Origin of the sequence: Flavobacterium anhuiense, assembly GCF_001705175.1 — a bacterium.
Taxonomy (GTDB): domain Bacteria; phylum Bacteroidota; class Bacteroidia; order Flavobacteriales; family Flavobacteriaceae; genus Flavobacterium; species Flavobacterium anhuiense.
This window is the reverse complement of sequence record NZ_CP016907.1, coordinates 3,693,837-3,715,462: the sequence shown is the minus strand read 5'-3', so window position 1 is coordinate 3,715,462 and position 21,626 is coordinate 3,693,837. Positions and strand designations below refer to the sequence as shown.

At 36.4% G+C, this 21,626-nt stretch carries 14 protein-coding genes; 2 read left to right on the top strand and 12 right to left on the bottom strand.

Features of this window, described 5'->3' with window-relative positions; translation table 11 throughout:
* Positions 1-7 precede the first annotated feature (7 nt).
* Together BB050_RS16125 and BB050_RS16120 are read right to left on the bottom strand one after the other, a co-directional pair.
* Positions 8-988, bottom strand: a complete 981-nt coding sequence (locus BB050_RS16125) for an FAD binding domain-containing protein (protein ID WP_066034264.1) — start codon at positions 986-988, stop codon at positions 8-10.
* A complete protein-coding gene (locus BB050_RS16120) occupies positions 985-1,623 on the bottom strand; it encodes a 2Fe-2S iron-sulfur cluster-binding protein (RefSeq protein ID WP_008467604.1) in 639 nt (212 codons plus the stop codon). Before BB050_RS16120 ends, BB050_RS16125 begins: the two co-directional genes overlap by 4 nt.
* A 407-nt stretch (positions 1,624-2,030) precedes the next feature.
* Between BB050_RS16120 and BB050_RS16115 the strand changes: the two genes are divergently transcribed.
* Positions 2,031-3,167, top strand: coding sequence for a cysteine desulfurase family protein (locus tag BB050_RS16115; protein ID WP_066034263.1), 1,137 nt, complete (start codon positions 2,031-2,033; stop codon positions 3,165-3,167).
* Between the two features lie 170 nt (positions 3,168-3,337).
* Here the strand turns inward: BB050_RS16115 and BB050_RS16110 are convergent, their stop codons facing one another.
* Positions 3,338-3,949 (bottom strand): nucleotidyltransferase family protein, encoded by a 612-nt coding sequence (locus tag BB050_RS16110; RefSeq protein WP_066035197.1) that lies wholly within the window; start codon positions 3,947-3,949, stop codon positions 3,338-3,340.
* Positions 3,939-5,063: an XdhC family protein gene (locus BB050_RS16105; RefSeq protein WP_066034262.1), complete on the bottom strand. Its 1,125-nt coding sequence runs from the start codon at positions 5,061-5,063 to the stop codon at positions 3,939-3,941. The genes BB050_RS16110 and BB050_RS16105 overlap by 11 nt, the downstream gene beginning before the upstream one ends.
* A gap of 259 nt (positions 5,064-5,322) precedes the next feature.
* Here BB050_RS16105 and BB050_RS16100 point away from each other — a divergent pair, with 259 nt between their 5' ends.
* Entirely contained in the window at positions 5,323-5,655 is a 333-nt protein-coding gene (locus BB050_RS16100; protein WP_066034261.1) for a YegP family protein, read from the top strand.
* 74 nt (positions 5,656-5,729) lie between these two features.
* Here BB050_RS16100 and BB050_RS16095 read toward each other — a convergent pair whose 3' ends face one another.
* The 8 genes from BB050_RS16095 to BB050_RS16060 all read right to left on the bottom strand — a co-directional run bounded on the left by BB050_RS16095 (position 5,730) and on the right by BB050_RS16060 (position 21,094).
* Positions 5,730-7,667 (bottom strand): glycoside hydrolase family 43 protein, encoded by a 1,938-nt coding sequence (locus tag BB050_RS16095; RefSeq protein WP_066034260.1) that lies wholly within the window; start codon positions 7,665-7,667, stop codon positions 5,730-5,732.
* A complete protein-coding gene (locus BB050_RS16090; RefSeq protein WP_066034259.1) occupies positions 7,668-9,035 on the bottom strand; it encodes a glycoside hydrolase family 27 protein in 1,368 nt (455 codons plus the stop codon).
* A gap of 111 nt (positions 9,036-9,146) precedes the next feature.
* Positions 9,147-11,570: a glycoside hydrolase family 2 TIM barrel-domain containing protein gene (locus tag BB050_RS16085; protein WP_066034258.1), complete on the bottom strand. Its 2,424-nt coding sequence runs from the start codon at positions 11,568-11,570 to the stop codon at positions 9,147-9,149.
* 78 nt (positions 11,571-11,648) lie between these two features.
* Entirely contained in the window at positions 11,649-13,235 is a 1,587-nt protein-coding gene (locus tag BB050_RS16080; RefSeq protein ID WP_066034257.1) for a glycoside hydrolase, read from the bottom strand.
* Positions 13,236-13,365: 130 nt separating this feature from the next.
* Positions 13,366-15,003, bottom strand: a complete 1,638-nt coding sequence (locus tag BB050_RS16075) for a glycoside hydrolase (protein WP_066035196.1) — start codon at positions 15,001-15,003, stop codon at positions 13,366-13,368.
* Position 15,004: 1 nt separating this feature from the next.
* Positions 15,005-16,606 (bottom strand): RagB/SusD family nutrient uptake outer membrane protein, encoded by a 1,602-nt coding sequence (locus BB050_RS16070; protein WP_066034256.1) that lies wholly within the window; start codon positions 16,604-16,606, stop codon positions 15,005-15,007.
* Positions 16,607-16,617: 11 nt separating this feature from the next.
* Entirely contained in the window at positions 16,618-19,650 is a 3,033-nt protein-coding gene (locus tag BB050_RS16065; protein ID WP_066034255.1) for a SusC/RagA family TonB-linked outer membrane protein, read from the bottom strand.
* A 46-nt stretch (positions 19,651-19,696) separates the two neighbouring features.
* Positions 19,697-21,094, bottom strand: coding sequence for a hypothetical protein (locus tag BB050_RS16060; protein ID WP_066034254.1), 1,398 nt, complete (start codon positions 21,092-21,094; stop codon positions 19,697-19,699).
* Positions 21,095-21,626 lie beyond the last annotated feature (532 nt).

Here is a 21,626-nt window from a genome sequence, read left to right as displayed (position 1 = left end):
AATTTAATTATTTTGATGCTGCTATTGTAAGTGCTTCTGCTACTGCATTCTCTCCAAGCGTTAGTTTAAAATTATTGTCGCCGTATCCTTTTGCTCCTTTCATAGACAAATGGCCAGCTTGTTTAAATAGATCTTCAGAAACTGTTTTTCCTTTCAGGAATTTTTCTGTTTCAGTTAATCTCCAAGGTTTATGTGCCACACCGCCCATAGCTAGTCTAACATCATTTATGGTGTTATTTTTTATGTCTAAAGCTACTGCAACAGAAACCAATGCAAAAGCATAACTTGTTCTGTCTCGAACTTTTAGATAATGTACATTTTTAGTAAAATTATTATCTGGAATTTCAATAGAAGTAATTAATTCTCTGTTGTCCAGCGTATTGTCTTTTTCTGGTGTATTTCCTGGAAGTCTATGAAAATCGGTAAAATTAATTTCTCGTTTTCCTTTTGGACCTTCCACCAAAACTGTTGCATCAAGCGCAGCCAAAGCCACACACATATCGCTTGGATGCACAGCAATACAACTTTCTGAAGCGCCAAAAACAGCATGCATTCGGTTAAAACCACCAATGGCACCGCATCCGCTTTTTGGTGTTCTTTTGTTGCATGGCATATCCGTATTGTAATAATAAGAGCAACGTGTTTTTTGCAGCATATTCCCTCCCACTGTTGCCATGTGTCGAATTTGCTGAGAAGCTCCAGCTGCTAAAGCTAATGCAAGCAAAGGATGTTTTTCTTTTATCGAAGCATCTTCAGCCACTTGACTATTTTTTGCCAATGCACCAATCGAAACTTTTCCCTTCAAAAATTCGATTTTCTTTAAATCTAATCCGTTGATGTCAACTAGTTTATCTGGAGCTACGATATTCTTCTTCATTAAATCGACAAGATTTGTACCGCCCGCAATAAACATAGAAGAATCATCTTTGGCTTTTCCTGTAACTGCTGTCGAAGAAGAAAGCGCTTTAATTATCTGAAAATTTTTCATATCTCCTTTCCTCCTTCCTTCACTTCCGTTATAGCATCGACAATATTGTGGTAAGCGCCACATCTACAGATGTTCCCGCTCATGTATTCTCTAATTTCTTCTCTGCTGTTGGCATGACCTTCTTTGATACAGGCAATTCCCGACATAATCTGACCAGGAGTACAATAGCCGCACTGAAAACCATCGTGTTTGATAAAAGCTTCCTGCATCGGATGTAGTTTTTTGCCTTTCGAAATTCCTTCAATTGTAGTTACTTGTGCATTTTGCTGCATCGTGGCCAAAGAAAGGCATGACAAAATTCGAGTTCCGTTTACGTGGACTGTACACGCACCACATTGTCCGTGATCACAGCCTTTTTTAGTTCCTGTAAGCTGTAATTGTTCGCGAAGTAAATCAAGCAGCGTAGTCCTCGGCTCTATGTTCAAGTTGTGTTTAGTGCCATTTACTTCAATAGAAAGCGGTACTGTTTCTAGATATTCCGCTATTTTTTCATCCCATTTCTTATCTGAAGCCATTACCAATGAGGGCGGCGTCAGGGCAAGAGCGGTAAAAAGTCCTGATTTCTTTATAAAGTCACGACGAGAATTAGCATCTTCCAACGTTACTTTATTCTGATTTGATTTTTTAGAAGCCATGCAATCTATTTGTTAAATTAGCAAATTCACTTTTGTCATTCTAACAAATTTAATCAACTTAAATCACAAAAAGTTATGAAATTCAAACATTCTCCTTATTTAGAATAATTACAATTTCGTTATTTTTTTTACCGCAGAGGCGCAATGTTTTCGCAAAATTCGCAAAGTTATTTTTCTCTCGCAGATTTGGCAGATAATGCAGATTTTGAATACGATGGAAAGATTTGCCCAGATTCTTTATATAGAAATAAATAAAAATCTGTTTAGATCTGCAAAATCTGCGAGAAACAAAAAATTATACCCATTAAAACTGTGCGACCTTTGCGAAATTCCTTAGCGTACTTTGCGGTTAATTTCCCACCTATATTAACTCTTAAATTGTATTTTTACTGAAATAAGCCCAAATTATGTCACAGCAAAAAATCATTTACCTGGATAATAATGCCACAACCCGCGTTGATGAACGTGTTTTGGATGCGATGCTTCCCTATTTTACGGATTATTATGCCAATTCAACCAGTACACATTTGGCTGGATTAACAGTAAAAGAAGCTGTTGAAAATGCTGCTTGGCAAACAGCCGATTTGATAAATGCTAATGCTGATGAAATCATTTTTACATCTGGAGCTACAGAAAGCATCAATCTTGCTATAAAAGGACTCGCAGATCAAGGCAAAAAGCATATTGTAACCATTCAGACCGAACACAAAGCCGTTCTTGAAACTTGCCACTTTATGGAAAGCATTGGTTTTGAAGTCACTTATCTTCCAACCGCTGCTGATGGTCTTTTAGATATTCAACTTTTAGAAGAAATAATTACAGATAAAACACTGGTTTTCATCGGAATGTTTTCTAATAATGAAACTGGCGTCATACAAAATATCAACGCGATTTCTAAAACACTGAAAGCCAAAAATGTACTTTTTATATGCGATGCAACTCAAGCTGCTGGTAAAATTCCGATTGATGTAAAAACTTTGGGAATCGATCTTTTGGCATTGTCAGCTCATAAATTTTATGGCCCAAAAGGAGTCGGCGCTTTGTATATTTCGGCGAAAGCCAAAGTAAAATTGAAACCTCAAACTCTTGGAGGCGGACAACAGAGAAAATTACGAAGCGGAACGCTAAATGTTCCTGGCATTATCGGTTTAGGAAAAGCATCGGAAATTGCTGTAAATGAATTAGAAAAAGACCAAAATAGAGTTTCTCTATTGCGAGACAAACTCGAAAAAGGTTTATTACAATTTAAAGGTTCTTTCGTTAACGGAAATACAGAAAACCGAATTTATAATACTTCAAACATTTGTTTTCCTGGCGTAAATTCAGAACAGCTGATTTTGGCTTTAGGGAATATTTCGGTTTCAAATGGAGCATCATGTTCTGCTGTTACTTCCGAACCTTCACATGTTTTAAAAGCAATGGGATTATCTGATGAAGAAGCTTTGAGTTCTATTCGTTTTAGTTTAGGGAGATTTACTACTTCTGAGGAAATTGATGTGGCTATTGAGCAGGTTTTGGAATTGGCTGGAAAGTTACGTGGCTGATAATTTTTCACCGCAAAGGCGCAAAGTTCACAAAGTTTTTTTTCTTTTTTAATCTCGCGAAGTCACAGAGACTCAAAGTTTTTTTTGTCATCCTGACAAAGTAAGGGTGGCAAACTTTATCTACATAATCTGCATAAAAAACTTTGTCCCTCTGTCACTTTGAACCTTTGTCAATTATCAAAAGAAATCAACTGAGTATAATCTTCCTCCGTATCAATATCAATATTTCCTTTTTCAAAAGGAACTGAAACGACATCATCAGTATATTTTTTAATGAGTTTTTTGGCTCCTTCTTTTCCTTTCAATTCAAGAAGTTTCTGAAAGTATTTTTGATGAAATAAAGCTGGCGTTCCTAAAGTTTCTGCATAAGCTGAAGCTGAAATTCCTTTTCCAGTTTTCTTAGATACGCTGATTAAATTCTCGAAAATTGAACTCGTTAAAAAAGGCTGGTCACAGACTGATATAATACATTGTTCGCAATCGGGATTTAGAAATAATAATTCCGTAATTCCTTTGACAATTGAAGAAGACATTCCTTTTTCCCATTCAGAATTGAATGAAAGTTTTATTTCAGGCAAATTAATCCCTTTTTCAATTATATCATGATTTGCACCTGTCACCACTATTAAAAAAGAATTCTGAATCTTTAAAGCTTCTAAAATCGTGTTTTTCAGAAGAGTTGATTCTTTATGCTTTAGTAACTGTTTGGGTCTGCCTAATCTAGACGAATTTCCAGCTGCAAGAATGATAATGCCAATTTTCTGATGATTTTTATTTTCCATAATGAATTTCATTATGAATTTTGCCCCGTTTATATTTCAACGATGTCCCAACACGCTCAGAGGCAATGGCTTTAATTTCAGAAACAATCGAAATGGCGATTTCCTCTGAGGTTTCAGCTCCGATATCCAAACCTATGGGACTGTGAATTCGGCTTAACTGTTCTTCATTTACTGTAATTCCTTCAATTAAAAGATCATCCAGCATTCGGCTGAATTTAGATTTTGGACCTAGAATGCCAATGTAATGGCAATTGGTTTCTAATAATAATTTTAAAAGTGCCAGATCGTATTTGTAATTGTGGGTCATCAAAAGAAAATAAGTCTGATCATCGATGGTTATATTCTCCAGAAATTGCTCAGGTTTTACAACCGAAATCTCACTGGCTTTAGGAAACCGCTTTGCAGTCGCATGCGTTGCACGTCCTTCAGCAATATGAGTTCTCCATCCTAAAACAGCAGCCATTTTTACCAATGGCTGGATATCGTTTCCTGCTCCGGCAATAACCAATGAAATAGATGGTTTTATGTATTCGATTAAAGCTTCTCTCCCGTTTTCTTCTTGAAGTTTTTTAACAACTGTGGTTTTATTTTCCAGTGCTTCTTTTACATCTGAAATCAGACTTAAAGCTTCATTATCAAGAGTTAAAACTGGACTGTCTTTTCTAAAAAACAAAGTTGTCCCTATCTGAGAAGCATTTCTCTTTAAAGAAAAAACTGTTACTATTACTGCTTCTTTTCTTTCTAATTCGAGTTGCTGCAAAAGCTGAATCGGATTGTTTTCGACCTCCTCATCAATGTATTCAAAAAGAATATGAACAATTCCGTTGCATCCAAGCTGTAAACCAACTTCGGCATCATCCTCGTTACTAGTATTATAAGTAACAAGTTTATTTTGCTTTTGATTTATAGAAAGAAGAGCTTTTCGCAATGCATCTCCTTCTAAACATCCACCGCTTATTGCGCCGGTCAGCATGCCATCTTCGGTCACCAACATACGTGCTCCTGGCTGCCTGTATGACGAACCTTCGACTTTTACTACGGTTGCCAAAGCTGTTTTCTTTTCTTCTGCCTTAGCTTGTGAATATGCTTTAAGAATTTCGCTGATTTCTTTCATAGTTTAAAAATAAAAAAAATTACAAATACAACACACAGCAAGAGAGATTTATCTTGATACTATTTCTTTAAAAAATTGTCTTTATACACAAATACTATTATTTGCTTAAATCAAAAAAAGTCTGCTTAATTTAATTCCATAAATCAATTTATTATGATTATCGTAATGATTTTTTCAAATTGACGTATGATTTATATTACTAAGTTTTGTATTTTTATCAATAGCAAAATTTATATACCTAACTTTAAAAGTAAACTACATGGGAAAATTTGTAATCACTACTAGAGCCAACGGAGAGTTCCAATTCAATTTAAAAGCTGGTAACGGTCAGACTATTTTAACGAGTGAAGGATACTCGACAAAAGCAGCTTGCAATAATGGTATCGAATCTGTAAAAAACAATGCAGCAGACGATAACCGTTATGACAGAAAAGAATCTAGCAGCGGAAAACCATATTTCAATTTAAAAGCTGGAAATGGCCAAATTATTGGTGCAAGCGAAATGTATGAGAGCGTAGCAGCAAGAGAAAATGGAATTGAGTCTGTTAAAAAAAATGCTCCTGATGCAACTATAGACGATCAAACGGCGTAATTCAAACTTTTATAAAAATAAAAAAGCTGTTTCTATTCATTTAGAAACAGCTTTTTTTTATTTTTAAGTAGATATCACTTTTTCAAAGCATCAACTCCACCATGAGTTGGAACAACTTGTTTAATAGTTCCATCTGCATTAAACTCTAGTTTATCAATGCAGACTTCACGATGAAAGCCTCCAGCATCTCCCATTTTGATTCCTGTTGGATATGAGAATCTATGATACGTAATATACCATTCATCTTTGTTAGGAATTTGTAAAACCGAATTGTGCCCCGTAGCATAAATTCCTTCTTCTGATTTTCCTTGAATTACAATATTGCTTTTAGGAATTTCAATTGGTCCGGTTGGTGAATTTGAAATCCCGTATCTTACTTTGTAATTTGGACTTCTGGTGTCATCTTCACTCCAAAAGAAATAATATTTTCCGTTTCTATAAATCACATAGGTTCCTTCACGGAAAGTACTGTCAACAGTAATTACTTTTGTTGTTCCTTTTTTTATTGAAACCATATCCGGGTTTAGCTCTGCAACGCCCATATACATATTTCCCCAATACAAATAACTTTTACCCGTTTTGGGATCTGTAAAAACATCAGGATCAATTTCCTGACCGTCTTTTATTCCTTCTGGTCTTGCAGCTACAATTGCTTTTCCGCTGTCTTTAAAAGGTCCTGTGGGATTATCAGAAACCGCAACTCCAACTTTTTGTGCTGCAGTAAAATAGTAAAAATACTTATATTTTCCTTTTATCTTTTTTTCTACGATACATGGTGCCCAAGCATTTCTGTTTGCCCAAGCCACGTCTTTTTTAAGATCTAAAATTACTCCTTCATCTTTCCAATCCAATAAATTATCTGACGAAAAAGTTTTGAAATAATAACCTGACCAGCCGTCAAATCCATCGCTTGTTGGATAGATGTAATATTTTTTTGTTTTGTTTGAATATAAAATTTCAGGATCGGCATAATACCCTTCCAAAACAGGATTATGATTTACTTTTGGAAGTTTTGCTGGCATTCCCCATTTGTCTGTAATTCGCTTTAATTCAGAACGGGTTATTGGAAGAATTGTTCCATGACGCGGATTAAAATCCATTGAAATGTCATTGTCAATTACGCTGAAATTTTCTAAATCTTTCGTTTTTGTAAATTGATATCTTCCTTTAGTGTAAACGTCGTACATCAAAATATACTCGTCTGAATTGTTTAATTTGAAAACACTCGAACCTTCTACTCCATCTTTTGTCTGCTGCAAATAATGGTCATTTTCAATCCAGCTTCCAGAAGTCAAATCTTTTGTAACTGCCACTTTGATTCCAGGCGTATTGGTTTCTGTTTTGTAAAAAAGATGATATTCCCCATCTTTTTCAATTATGTCCCCGTCAATACAAGCATTTCCTGACTTTGGAACGAATAACAGTTTAGGAGCGCTTTCTAAAGCCGTGAAATCTTTATTCGCATAAGCGTAATAAATTTTATCCGGTCCTCCTGCATGTTGCATACTAAAGTAAATCATGTATTTACCCGCTTTTGTATCGTAAATAGTTTGTGGTGCCCAAACACGTTTTAGGTTTTCGTTTCCTGGAAATGTAGTTTGAATATTGACAATACTGCTTTTCCAGTTTACTAAATCAGTGCTTTTTAATAAAACCATTGCACGATTGCTGTCCCAACCTTTTGAAGAAGTCATATCAGTCAAAACCATATAAAAAGTCTTACCATCTTCGCCACGCAATATATGCGGGTCACGAACTCCTCCTGTCGAGCTTATTTTCTTACTGTCTATAACAGGTTTGTTGTTATTAAGGGCATAATAATGATATCCATCAGTACTTACGGCATAATTAACCGCTTCTTCTTCTATTTTATTCCCAATAAAATAAACGAATAAATAAGCTGTTAGATCTTTTTCGGCAATGACGGGCGGAATTCCTTTTGCTGTATTTTGGGCTTGTAAAGGATCAAAAAGGCTTAGTAATGATACAAGACAAAAAAATATTCTCTTCATTTATTTTTTACTTTTTAATTGATATAACACTGAAGCGTGAGGTCTTAAATCGGCTCCAATTTCTTTCGAATTTAATTTAGATTTTTCTCCTGTCCACATATTTAAAACTTCCGCAGTACCTGAAATTCCAAGATCTGAAAGATTTACGGATACTTTCTGCGAATCTTTATCTGAAATATTAAATAAAGCTAAATAAACACTCCCATCTTTTGCATTTTTTGAAGTGACTGCAATCTTTCCATCTTTCTGAAAAAGCTGTTTTACTGCAGTACTTTCGTTATGCATTTTTACTACTTCTTTATTCGTTAATAACGATAAGGTGAAAGCATCATTGCTTGGTAAATCTCCGCCAAAAAACAATGGTGATTTGAAGATATTGAAAAATGTAATTAAAGTATATTGTTCGTCTTTTGTTAAACGAGTCATTCTGTCGTTCCCACGTTCTCCTCTAATCGAAATACGTCCTAACGGAATCATATCGCAATCTGGCCATGTTCCCGGGGCGATATACGGATACCATTTTTGTGCCACATCCATTAAATGCGTGATATGCGGCCATGTATCCCAAACATCATCTACCATACGCCACATATTAGCATGTGTAGATACGTGTGGCGCTGCTGAGATTGGGGTTTCTCCTGGTGATGTGCTTAAAACAATTTTACGCCCACATTTATCAATGGCGCTTCTAATTAAATTAATTTCGCCTTCGTGATACGGTCTAGACAAATCATCAATTTTAATAAAATCTACTCCCCATTGTGCATATAATTCGAAAATAGAATTGTAGTATTCCTGTGCTCCTGGTTTATCCGCTACAACTGTATAATTGTCTCTCAGCCATTCGCATTGTAATGCTGTTGAATAAATCTGATCTGCTGTAATTCCGTTTGCTTCTTTAATTGGCATTTTTTCTTCAACAGCTTTTTTCGGAATGCCACGCATAATATGGATTCCGAATTTTAATCCTTTTTTATGGATATAGTCGGCTAGTGGTTTAAAACCTTGTCCGTCTTTTGCTGAAGGAAATCGATTAACAGCTGGAAGATATCTCCCGTATTGATCGATTACATAACGTGGATCTGTTTGATTGTAACCGCCTGCTTTATCATTTTCGACAAACCAACGAATGTCTACAACGACATATTCCCATCCAAATTTCTTGAGCTCTTTTGCCATATAATCGGCATTGGCTTTTACTTCGTGTTCTTCAACCGTTGGTCCGTAACAATCCCAGCTATTCCAACCCATGGGCGGAGTCTGAGCCCATTGTTTAAATTCTTCTTTTTGAAATGTGTTTTGAGCGTTAGTTGCGGCTGATAGAAAAAAGGCTCCTATAGCCATTGTAAGTAAGTTTGTAATTTTCATCTGTTGTTTTATGTGTGGTTTTTACACTTTAAATATAATGAAATTTTATTGTTGCAGACAAAAATTAGACCTGACAGGTTTTAAAAACCTGTCAGGTCTTTTCTTGCTTTCTTATTTCACATTTACAGTAACCTCAACAGGTTTTAGCCACTGGCTTGTAAATTTTACTTTTATTGGCGCTGTCGAATCTCCATTTGCCTGAATATATGCTGCTATATGTCCGTGGAAAACACGCTGTACATTATCTGTGTAATCGGTCATATCGCTATTGTTTCCTGCTTCCAAACCTAATAAAGTCGCTGCTCCATTGATGGTGCAAGTCACTTCGTTGTCTGAAAGCATTACTGGAAGTCCGTTTTGGTCTTTTACCTGAACCATAATTTTAGCAACGCCTTTATCTTTACTAATGGTGATATCCTTATCGGCAATAGTTAACTCAAATGGCTGTTGAGTAGAAGTAATGGCATAACGGCTTACTTCCTTATCACTTTTATCTAAACCAACTGCTTCTAATTTTCCTGAAGCAAACGGAATATCCCAATAGATTATTCCCGTTTTTTCATCGTAGGGTTTCGTTTCTCCCACTACTTTCCCGTTCAATTCCAGACGTGCTTTTTCTGCATTGGTATAACAAACCACACGGATTTTTTGACCGTTTTCGTAATTCCAGATTGCCCATGCGTCTTTAGAAACATCTTTTTCATTTACTAATGGATAAGTTCCCAAATACGCCATCGGCTTATCTGACCATAATGACTGGCGGAAATAGCCTCTTGGTTTGATAATTCCAGCAAAATCAACTAAACCTGAGTAAAATCCTCGTGAAGGCCATCTTCCTGATTCTCCCAAATAATCGATTCCTGTCCAAAGGAACTGGCCGAAAATATGTTTGTTGTTTTTTACTGCGAGCCAAGGTTCCATATCATGTACATTTTCACTTCCAAAAATCACTCGCTTTGGATATTTTTCGTGATCTGACTGATATTTGCTTTCTGTGTAATTATAGCCTGTAATGTCTAAAGCGCCTGGATATTCTGTTTCGTTAGACATGGCAACTCCAGCTAAACCTGCTGTTGTTGGGCGAGATTTGTCGTATTTCTTTACTGCAGCCACCAAACGTTTTGCAATTGCTCCAAGTCGCATGGCATCTGGAGCGTCTTTTTTATAGCCTCCATAAGCAGCCTGTCCAAATCCGTTTTTCCCCTGATCTAAAACTGGGTGAGAATACGGATCGTTTGGATAATCCACTTCATTGCCAATGCTCCATCCAAAAACGGAAAGATGGTTTCTGTCGCGGCGTACGAAATCTTCTAAATCTTTTTCTGCCCAATCAGCAAAAATATCAAACGAGCCTTCAAATCCAGGTGTTCCATAATTCCATCCTTCTAGCCATTTACGTTTTGGAAACTCCCATTCGTCATAAGCTTCGTTTAAAACCAATAATCCCAATTCATCGCAAAGTTCATAGAAGTCTGGCGCTTGCGGGTTATGGCTAGTACGGATTGCGTTTACTCCAATTTCTTTCAGGGTTTTTAATCTAGTTACCCAAACTTCTCTTGGAACTGCAGATCCTAAAACTCCCGCATCATGGTGCAAGCAAACGCCTTTCATTTTCATCCATTTTCCGTTAAGGGCAAAACCATTATTTGGATCGAATGTAAAACTTCTAAAACCTGTTTGAGTTACCGCTTTGTCTATTTCTTTACCGTCTTGTAAAACAGTAGTTTTCAATTCGTATAAATTTGGATTGTCTAAATCCCATAATTGAGGATTCTTAACGTTGATTTTGGCTGAAATTTTTCCGTTTTGATTTGCTGCCACTTCAACTTTAGAAGTTGTTTTTCCAACCGATTTTCCATCTTTTGAAAACAGTTCGTTTACAACAGTCAATGTAGATTTAAAAGCAGAACCATTTTCTACATCAACCTCAACGTTCAATGTTCCAGCACCTTTTTTCACTTCTGGATAAGCATATACACCCCATTGTGCAATGTGAACTGGGTTTGCATAAACCAACCAAACATTTCTGTAAATTCCTGAACCAGTGTACCATCTTGAATCGGCACTTTGGCTATGGTCAACACGTACTGAAATGGTGTTTTCTCCTCCAAATTTCACAAAAGGTGTAGCATCATAAGCGAATGAAATATAGCCGTTTGGACGTTTTCCTAATGATTTTCCATTGATAAAAACTTCGCTTCTGTTGTAAACTCCCTCAAAATACAAATATACTTTTTCTCCTGCTTTGCTTTGCGGAATATTGATTGATTTTCTGTACCAACCAATCCCTCCCGGAAGATAACCTGTACAGCTTGCCAGAGTTGGACTCAGCTGGCCTTTTACGCTCCAATCGTGCGGTACATTTACACTCTGCCATTTAGTATCATCAAAAGCAACATTTTTTGCATCTGGAGTTTCTTGAAGATTGAATTTCCAGCTGTCATTTATTTTTTTAGAATCTCCAAATGATATCTGGCTAAATGCCGATACACACGAAAAGAGAAGGACGGGAATTAGAGTTTTCTTAGTTAACATGTTTTTAGTTATTTTTTGTTTCAGGTTTCAAGTTTCAAGTTAGGTTTGAACGTGAAACCTGAAACTTGAAACAATTTTTTAATATTGCAATTCTCCCACAAACGTCACTACTGACCTTGCAGGAATTTCTAAATTTCCATTTTTTTGAACTTCAGCTCTTTTTAAATTTGATGCATCAGAAGTTATGTAAGGAATGAACTCATTGTTTTTTAAAGTTCCTTTTGATAAATCGAATTTGTATTTCTGAGCTTCTTTGCCACAGTTTACAGCAACAACAATCAGTTTTTTGTTTAGAATGTCTTTGTAAGCGGTCAGCATTACATCGTTTGCTTTATCCAATTCATTTTGGTTTGGAACATCAACTCGCTGCATTCCCGGACGTACAAAAAGCGAATAATTGCCTAAAGCCCAAAGCAATTTGGAATCGTGAAATTCTCCATCATTTCTCACATAATCTGGAGCCGTACCTCCGTTACTTTTTCCATCATCCAGATAAATTAAGCCGTCTTTGTAATCAACTCTTGTAATAGAAGTCCACCATTGCCATGATGCGGCATTGGCAACGGCAATATCATTATGAATTAAACGGGCTACAAACAAAGCAGTCTGCATTCCTAAATCTCTTCCGCCGCCAGAACCTCCCGGAATTTCAGCTTCTCCCGGATTTTCTAAAATGCAATATTCCGACTGCCAGTATTTTAATCCTGGTTTTTGTTTTACTTCTGCGGCAATCAATTTTCGACTTAAAACTTGTCTTTCAATTGGCCAAGTAGTAAAATAACTATGCCCGAGAATTACATTTTTTACGTTTGAAAACTTAGCTACATTGGTCTTAGTGTTTCCGAAGAAATAATCAATCTGATTGTCTCGATTTTCGGCATTTACATTTTCGTACAAATAATCGATTTGCGCAGCTTCTGCAATCACAATTTCAGTGCTCATTTTTTTTGCTTTCAGTTTCTCTGAAAGTGATTTGGTTAAATCATATATTTCCTGATTGGTCGCTGGTGTTCCTTCTTGACTGTTGGTATCCCCATTTTTTGGCATCCATTCCCATTGCGGTTCGTTTATCGGACTTACATAATCGAATTTGATTCCTTCTTTTTTCTCCAATCCCTGAATACTTTGAACTAAGAAATCAGCAAATTTTGGAATTGCACCATCTTTTAGATTCAGTTTATTCTTTTGAGAAGCAAAAGACAATCCGTTGTTCGTCATATGCACTGGCGGACTATTGGTAAAAATCAGGAATTTTTCTACTCCGCGTTTTTTGGCTGCCTGCAGAAACCATCTTTGGCCTTCTTGTTTTGAAAAATCGTAAGTTCCATCGGCATTCAAAAAGCATTCACTTCTTCTCCACTCGTCTGAAACTTTACTGTTTTCTCCTTGCTCTGCACTTCCTGCACCCAAATTGAATCTCCAAATCGAAAGTCCGATTCCTTTTGGATTTCCCTGTGCATCGATTTCTTTGCTAAACAATAAATCTGCAATGGCATTTTTTTTCTGTTCTGGCCAGTTTTTACCCACAAACTGTGTTCTCCAAGCATCAGAACCTCCAAAACCGTCCATGGTTTGTACTACATTATCTGTGCTGATGGTAACAGTTCGCTGTGCAAAAGACAGCGAACTAATTACCAATAAAAGCGAGAGATATATTTTCCTCATTTATATTTTTGTTTTTTAACCGCAAAGACGCCAAGTTATCGCAAGGTTCGCTAAGCTTATTTTTAGCTTTGCTCCCGATAGCTATCGGATTACGTTTTTTGTTTGTGTCTTTGCGGTTAATTTTTTATTCTTATTTATACGTTCCTACGTAGGTTACTATAGATCTAGCTGGAATTTCAAAACCAGCAACATCAACCGCTGTTCCTTTTTTCAAACTCAATGTTTCAGAAGTAATGTAAGGCGTTAATTTATTATCTGTTACAGCTCCGCCTGAAAGATTTAATTTGTAGGCTTTCGTCGATTTGCTTATGTTAACGGCAACAATTACCAGCTTTTTATTTGTCGCATCTTTATAAGCTGTAACCATAACATCGTTTAAAGCAGTTGAATTGTCAACACTAGGAATTTGAACTCTTACCATTCCCGGTTTAACGAAGAACGAAAAGTTTCCTAAAGCCCAAAGCGTTTTAGAATCTCTGATGTATCCGTCATTTTTACAGTAATCGGCATTTCCTGCTCCGTTGCTTGTTCCATCATCTACGTGAATTAATCCATCTTTATAATCACCACGACTTACTGCCGTCCACCACTGCCAAGAGGTGACACCTCCAACAGCAATGTCTGTGCTGATGATGCGTGCTGTCCAAAGTGCTAATGAGATTCCTAAATCTCTACCTGCTCCAGCTCCGCCCGGAAGTTCAGCAGTTCCCGGACTTTCTAACACACAATATTCAGATGACCAGAGACTAACTCCACCAACCGATTGAATTCTCGCAGCTGCTGACTGTCTGGAAGAAATCATTTCTTGCAACGGCCAAGCCTGCCAATAGCTATGTCCAGAAATTGTCTTTTTTACATTGCTTAAACCGCCAATATTTTTAGAAGAATTAGCGGCAAAAAAATAATCGATCTGATTGGATCTGCTTTCTTTTCCTGAAACAGTTTTGTATAAAGATTCATAAGACCCAGCTTCTCCCACTACAATTTTTGCATCTAAGCCTTTTGATTGTAATTTTGGCGAAAGGACATTTACAAAACTATAAATATTAGCATTGGTTGCTGGAGAACCTTCTTGTCCAGAACCATCCCATTCATATTGCGGTTCGTTAAAAGGACTCACATAATCGATAGTCAAACCATGTTCTGTTTTTAACTTTTCTAAGGATGTTGCCCAGAAATCGGCCAAATCTGGCATTTTACCTTCTTTTAAATTGTAAAATTCTTTGATCGTCGCATGAGCTTTTCCATTTTGAGTCAAATAAACAGGTGCGCTGTTGGCAAAAGCTAAAAGTTTGTCTACACCACGTTCTTTCGCGGCTTTCATAAACCAAACCTGACCTGCTTGTTTTGACATATTGTACGAAACTCCATCAGCAGTAAAGCATTCCGTTCTTCTCCATTCGTCTGTAATATCACTTGCGTCACCTTGTTCTGCGCTTCCTGTCCCAAGATTGAAACGCCACAAAGACAATCCAATTCCTTTTGGATTTCCGTCAGCATCTAAACCTTGGCTGAATAATAAATCGGCTATTTTATTTCTTTTGTCAGTAGGCCAATTTTTTCCAATAAAATTACATTGCCAAGCATCCGAAGCTCCAAAACTTTCCATGGTTTGAAGATTCATGTCTAAACTCACATTTAATTCCGCAACAACATTTTCTGAACCTGAATTTTCAGATTTTTCAGCATCACAGCTTACAAAAAGGGAACTTGCGAAAAGTAAGCCTGCACACAGCAGACTCACTTTATTTTGATTATTAAACTTCATTTTAGTATCCAGGATTTTGTTTAATGACATTACCACTTAAATCGATTTCTACTTGCGGAATTGGCCACAATAAGTGTTTAGAAGGATCAAAATTGATTCCTTTGTCTTGCGGTTCTCTCAAGTTAGTTGTTTCATAGGGATCTGTTGAACTTAAATTATATTTCACAAAAGTTCCGTTTGGCCCCATTAAAGATTCTATAACCGGTCTTCCTGTTGTTGGGTCTTTTTCGCGGCGGATATCAAATAAACGCAATCCTTCAAAAGCCAATTCTAAACGGCGTTCTTTGTAGATTTGTCTCAATAAAGTTGGTCCCGAAATTCCTGTTTTTGGATCCAATTTCACACGTGCTCTAATGATGTTGATATCTGCTAAAGCATCTCCACCTAAATGATAATTTGCTTCTGCTCTTGTCAAATACATTTCCGCCAAACGAATTAATGGAATGTTTAGCGGTAAGTGTCCGTCTTTTTTATCTAAAGAACGACGAGTTGCAATCGGAATATAATATTTACGGCAAATACGTCCTGATTTATTATCGTTTAAGCTAAACTTATGTGTTGGGTTTAAAACTTCATCTCCATAAGCTGCTTCTCCCCATTTTGTGATAGTACTTCTACGACGAATCACATCATTTTCAGAAAGATAAGCATTTTCTAAGTCACTTGTTGGCATACACCATCCCCATCCGTCTAAAACATCAGCAGCATCATTACTTGGAAAATTCTTCTTGTCTTCTCCTCTTGCTCCAGATAAAGTTGGCAATGCCGCGCCTAAATCTCTGTTTTGAACAGAAGAAGACTGCGCTTCTAAAATAGATTCTACTCCGTTATGATTGTTTACATTCCAAATATTTAAGAAATCTGCCTCTAACTGAAAAGGTCCTTCTGTGATAACTTTGTTCGAATAGGTTTTTGCCTCAGCCCATTTTTCTTGAAATAAAGAAACACGTGCCAATAAAGCATAAGCCGCCCATTTGTTTATTCTACCGTCTCTATTTACAGGAGCACTTTCTAATTTAGCCGCCGCATCTTTAAGATCAGTTTCAATTTGCGCATATACTTCTGCAGCAGAACTTCTCTGTAAAGTTAAATCTCCTGTTCCTAATGATTTTGTATATAAAGGCACACCTCCAAAGAGATTTACCAATTCGTAGTAGCAATATGCACGCACAAATAAAGATTCTCCCATATATTGGTTTTTCTGGGCATCTGTAATTGGCGATTTAGCCATTCTTTCTAAACCTATATTGGCAGATTGAATGGTATAATAATGCGCAGTATAAATACTATTCATATCTCCCATATTGTCAGGAGTAATAATGTATTGCGAACATGGTCTATGAGCTCCGCTGTCTTGTCCTGTATTTCCCATCCAAGCGTCATCTGTAGACATTTCGTTGGTCACTCTTGGAGCTGTTAGTGTCCACCAATCTTTGGCCAGCAACAATCTCTGTGTTAACTCATTGGCATAATTTTCGCATTCTTGCGCAGTTTGAAAATAATTTTCTAAAGTCTGTGTTCCTCTTTGTTCTTTTTCAATAAAATCGCTGCAAGAAACTGCTAATAGAGAAAAAGCTATTATTGATACTATTATTTTTTTCATGATCGTTTTGATTAAAATGCAACATTAAGTCCCATCAAGATTGTTGGCTGTACTGGATAATTCCATCCTCCAAAACCTGATCCTTTTACTCTATCTCCCTGATTAGGATCTCCTCCAGCAACCTCAGGATCAACTCCTGTATACTTTGTCCATGTCCATAAATTCTGGCCCGATAATGAAACTCTTAATTTATCCAATCCGAATTTGTTATAGAAAGAATATCCTACTTGTAAATTTTTCATACGTACATAAGAGCCATCTTCTACATAAAGAGAAGAGAATTTGGTAAAGTTTTCGTTGTTATCGTCTTTAGACAAACGAGGGATATAGTTTGAAGTCCCTTCGCCATGCCAAGCCATCTGCTCCAATCCGCTTACTTTGTTAGTTAAACTTGCACCATTGTATAAATCCGATATGTTCTGGTTAACGATTTCATTTCCGATACTTGAATAGAAATTGGCCACTAAATCAAATCCTTTGTAAGCAAAATTTAAATTCAAACCAATGTTGTAATCAGCCCACGGAGAACCTATTTTTGTTCTGTCTTTTTCATCTATTTTTCCATCGCCGTTTAAATCTTTAAAGCGAACGTCTCCTACTTGTGCATACGGCTGTAATTTCGTTCCGTGCTCATCTGTATGTGAGTTTAATTCCGTTTGGTTTTGGAACAATCCATCTGCCACATATCCGTAGAAATACCCAGGAACGTCACCTTTAACAGTTAAGGTTCTGTTTCCTGATCCGTATAATCTTTCTCCATCAGAAGAAAGCGATACCATATCTACATTTACCGTTGTAAAAGTTACATCTACGCCATAAGAGAAATCCCCTTTTTTATCTTTATAAGAAACAAGCAAATCGATACCGCTTGACTGCATAGAACCAACATTGGTCCACATTCTTGAATAATCTGGAAATCCGCTATACGTTGGAAACTGTTTTAAAAATAACATGTCATTGGTTTTCTTTTTATAATATTCTAAAGAGCCTGAAAGTTTGTTTTTCCAGAAACCGAAATCCAAACCAAAACTCATATCTTCTACCGTTTCCCATTTAATGTCTTTATTGGCCATTGAAGAAGGAAAAGAAGTATCAACAACTCCTCCGCCAATTACATAATATCCTTGCCCAATATTTGATTGATAAACCGCATCTGGCAAACCTTGATTTCCTACTTTACCCCATCCTGCTCTTAATCTTAAGTCGCTAACGAAATCTTTGGCAGATTCCATAAAGCCTTCGTTTAAAATTCTCCAGGAAACCGACGCAGAAGGGAAATTTGCCCATTTGTTATTGGTCATAAATTTTGAAGAGCCATCACGTCTAAATGTTCCAGTGAAATAATACTTTTCATCATAATTATAAGAAAAACGAGAGATATAAGACATTAAAGAACTTGACCAGCTGTTTCCTTTACTGTCTTTATTTTTGGTTGCCGCATTTAACTCTCTCATAGAATCTGAGTTGTTTGGCACCCCTTCTCCATATCCCCAAAGATCATTGCCGTTATACTCTTCCATGGTATTACCCACCATTAAAGAAGCATGGTGTTTTTCTGCAAATTTTCTAGAGTACGTAATCGTATTCTGCCAAGTCCAATCTACATTTGTAGTATTCCATTTTTCAACGGTATTAATTTCTTGTTTTTCGTGAGCTGCGTCAATTACAAAATCTGGAACGAATTTATTTCTCACTTTGTCTCCAACCTCAACAGATGCTTGTGTACGAATCACTAAACCTTTTATTGGCTCGTACTGTAAATATCCGTTTGTGTTTAAATTGTACTGATCGGTATAGTCGTCATATCTTTTTACAGCTGCAACCGGATTCCATACATAAGATGGAGATCTTGCATAAATGCTGTATTCATTTTCTGTTCCGTTCAACTGATCTGCTGGTTTGTAAATTGGCGTAATGGGATCAATTTTATCGAAGTCAGCCCAGTTTCCAGGTGCTCCCCAAGTTTCATAACGCGGATTTAATGTAATTCCTGCTGACAGCTTTTTTGAGAATTTAAAATCGTTGGCAATTCTCATTGTTATTCTTTCCCATCCGCCTATACCGTAAATAGATTCCGAATTATAATAATTCAGACTTATTCCGTAAGTATGTTTGTCAGAGCCTCCTGAAATTCCTAAAGAAGCATTGGTAACGGGTGTTCCTTTTCTAATTCCTTCCTTCCACCAATCTGTCGTTTTTCCTCTGTATTGTGACGGATTTGGCAGATAATCAGCATAACCTGAATTATTGTTGGCCGTATTCATTATTCGGGCGTAAGTTTCTGCATCAGCCATATCGTATGGATTATTCATAATCTGCATACCAGAGCTTAAATCGAAAGTAAATCTGGTTTTGCCTTCTTTACCTTTTTTAGTGGTGATCAAAATAACTCCATTTGACGCGCGAGAACCGTAAATAGCGCTTGCAGAAGCATCTTTTAAGACTTCCATAGATTCAATTTCGTTGTTGCTTAAGAAATTGATGCTTGTTCCCATCGGAATTCCGTCTACTACATACAATGGATCTGTGTTTAAGTTTAAAGTCGAAATCCCACGAATTAAAACCCTTGGCTGCGCTCCTGGACCTCCTTGTCCCGTAACCTGCACTCCAGAAACTTTTCCTTGAAGCGATTCTGCTACGTTACCAACAGTCATAGTTTGCAATTCTTTTCCTTTTACAGAAGAAATTGAACTCGTAACGTCGCTCTTTTTTACAGCCGCATAACCTACTACCACTATCTCATCTAATGCCTGACTTGATTCCTGCATTACTACACTAATTTCTGTTTTATCTCCAACCGAGACAATTTGGGAAGTAAAACCTACAAACGAGAATTCGATTTGTGCATTTTTGTTTGGAACACTTATCGCATAATTTCCATCAAAATCGGTCGCTGCCGATGTCGAAGTTCCTTTTACTATTACATTTACTCCTGGAATCGGCACATTGGCTTTATCCTTAACAGTACCTTTTATTTTTATTTGTCCAAAAGATACAGCAGTACACAAAAGGGCAATAAAAAATCCTATATATTTAAATTTCATATCAAGCTGTTTTATTTGTTTAATGTTACAACTACGTTATAACCAACTATTTTTTTGTTATAAATACTCTTTCCAATTCGGTATCTAAGACTACTTTGTAAACACCTGGAGCGGCAGGATATTTCGCATTTCCATTTTCTCCCGGCGACATGGTTGCAATTCCATTTTTAATTAATCTCCAAGAAGGATCCCACCATTGGCCTGTGAAAGTTGCTTCTATAGTTCCCGTTAAAGTGTATTCTCCAACCAATTGATATGGATTGGCAGGATTATTAGTTAAGTGTAAACTTTTTTGAGTCCAAGCATCCCAAGTATCCCAAGTTGCTCCTTGAATTCCGCCGCCGCAAACACTTACAAATGGTTTTCTTAACGCAGCATCATCATGCCATAAACCATTTGCAATATCTGCCCAAACTTTACTTGTTGGAGTATATTTCTCAGCAGTATATTTTAAAGTATTTGGATTTACTTTTATTTTATAATATCCTTTTGTTGGCAAAATAATTGGCGTTGAAGCCACATCATCTACTAATTCTCCAGAAGCATTTAAACCAAAGCAATGAGGAGCAAAATCAGATTCCTGACCTAAGAAATATACTTCTTTGTTGTCTTTATCGGCGTAATACTTGAATTCGAAATCCTGTCCGCTTTTTTCATGGAAATACATCGGAACTCCAACTGCATCTGTAGTCAGATTGGTCCCTTTTTGCTGATCGCATAAATAGATAGCTGGATATTCATTAGTGGCCACGATATTTACGTTTAGTGCTCCTAAATTTGGAATCGCAAATTTATCTTTAGCTGTAATTGTTAAAACATAATTAGCAGCAGTTACTGGCAATTTGTACGTTTTATTGAATGTATATGACTGTGGAGATCCTGACAACTGAATCATTTCATCGATTCCTAAAGCTTCGCATTTTACTTGTACATAATCGATTCCTGAATCATCGTTTACCACAAAATTTACCGGCATTTCATTGCTTGTAGACAATAAAATAACCGCCCCTTCTTTTGGCGTAACCATTGTTATGCTAGGAGCCGCAAACTCACCATCTAAACGCAGATTAATCTCTTCGTTGACAACATTACCTGAAACATCAGTAATAGCTAGTTTAATTTTGAAAGATTCCGACGTTCCCCGATCTGCAGGAATTTCAAAAAAATAACTTAAATCATACAATTTTAAAAGCGGATCTGTTCCAAAAGAAATTACTTTATCCAGAGATAATTCTGGAATCTGAATTTGTACGCTTTTTAGTCCTAAATCGTCTGCAAGCGCAGCTTTAATTTCAAATTTTCTACTCGGAGCTCCATAGATCTCTTTTGTGGAAACTACCACCGTAGGATTATCAGAACTTGGAAATCCTGATTCATTATTTTGGCATCCTGTTACGAGAAGGCCAAAAAGAGCAAGAAAAAATAAAAATACATTTTTTTTCATTTCTTTAATTTTTGAGGTTAGGTTAGTTAGTTTTTTTTCTAAAAGTCAAAGTTTGTTTTTTAAATCTCGTAGGTTACTCGAGGTAATGCTTTTTTTATGTGAGGCGGTAAAAAAAGTAAAACGATTATTATGTGGTCATTTTCATATTATTTGAGTTTGGTTACATGGTTAGATATTTCTTTTTATTTCTTTTTATTTCTTTCCGTTTATAATAAATGTCTTTTTTAAGTAACCCGCAGCCTAAATAAACTGCGGGATGATAAGTAATGAAAACCAACCACTACTGATCTGAAAGTTTAAAGAGTGCTCAGTTCTTTAAACAGATAACTAACTATCTTAATTAACACTTATGACTAACAGCAAAACCTATTTGTTGATTGCTATTACTGCAAAGAAATGTTTAAATAACACTTCTGATGAGGGGTAAATTGGAAAAAAAAGGAGGTCAAAATTGTAATTAACCATTATTTTGAATTAAATTTTAAAGAGTATTTAAAATCATGTGGGATTTTTTACAAAATATATAATTATT

Coding starts and splice junctions, on each gene's coding strand:
- BB050_RS16125 (WP_066034264.1), bottom strand. CDS start 988: ATGAAAAATTTTCAGATAATTAAAGCGCTTTCTTCTTCGACAGCAGTT.
- BB050_RS16120 (WP_008467604.1), bottom strand. CDS start 1,623: ATGGCTTCTAAAAAATCAAATCAGAATAAAGTAACGTTGGAAGATGCT.
- BB050_RS16115 (WP_066034263.1), top strand. CDS start 2,031: ATGTCACAGCAAAAAATCATTTACCTGGATAATAATGCCACAACCCGC.
- BB050_RS16110 (WP_066035197.1), bottom strand. CDS start 3,949: ATGGAAAATAAAAATCATCAGAAAATTGGCATTATCATTCTTGCAGCT.
- BB050_RS16105 (WP_066034262.1), bottom strand. CDS start 5,063: ATGAAAGAAATCAGCGAAATTCTTAAAGCATATTCACAAGCTAAGGCA.
- BB050_RS16100 (WP_066034261.1), top strand. CDS start 5,323: ATGGGAAAATTTGTAATCACTACTAGAGCCAACGGAGAGTTCCAATTC.
- BB050_RS16095 (WP_066034260.1), bottom strand. CDS start 7,667: ATGAAGAGAATATTTTTTTGTCTTGTATCATTACTAAGCCTTTTTGAT.
- BB050_RS16090 (WP_066034259.1), bottom strand. CDS start 9,035: ATGAAAATTACAAACTTACTTACAATGGCTATAGGAGCCTTTTTTCTA.
- BB050_RS16085 (WP_066034258.1), bottom strand. CDS start 11,570: ATGTTAACTAAGAAAACTCTAATTCCCGTCCTTCTCTTTTCGTGTGTA.
- BB050_RS16080 (WP_066034257.1), bottom strand. CDS start 13,235: ATGAGGAAAATATATCTCTCGCTTTTATTGGTAATTAGTTCGCTGTCT.
- BB050_RS16075 (WP_066035196.1), bottom strand. CDS start 15,003: ATGAAGTTTAATAATCAAAATAAAGTGAGTCTGCTGTGTGCAGGCTTA.
- BB050_RS16070 (WP_066034256.1), bottom strand. CDS start 16,606: ATGAAAAAAATAATAGTATCAATAATAGCTTTTTCTCTATTAGCAGTT.
- BB050_RS16065 (WP_066034255.1), bottom strand. CDS start 19,650: ATGAAATTTAAATATATAGGATTTTTTATTGCCCTTTTGTGTACTGCT.
- BB050_RS16060 (WP_066034254.1), bottom strand. CDS start 21,094: ATGAAAAAAAATGTATTTTTATTTTTTCTTGCTCTTTTTGGCCTTCTC.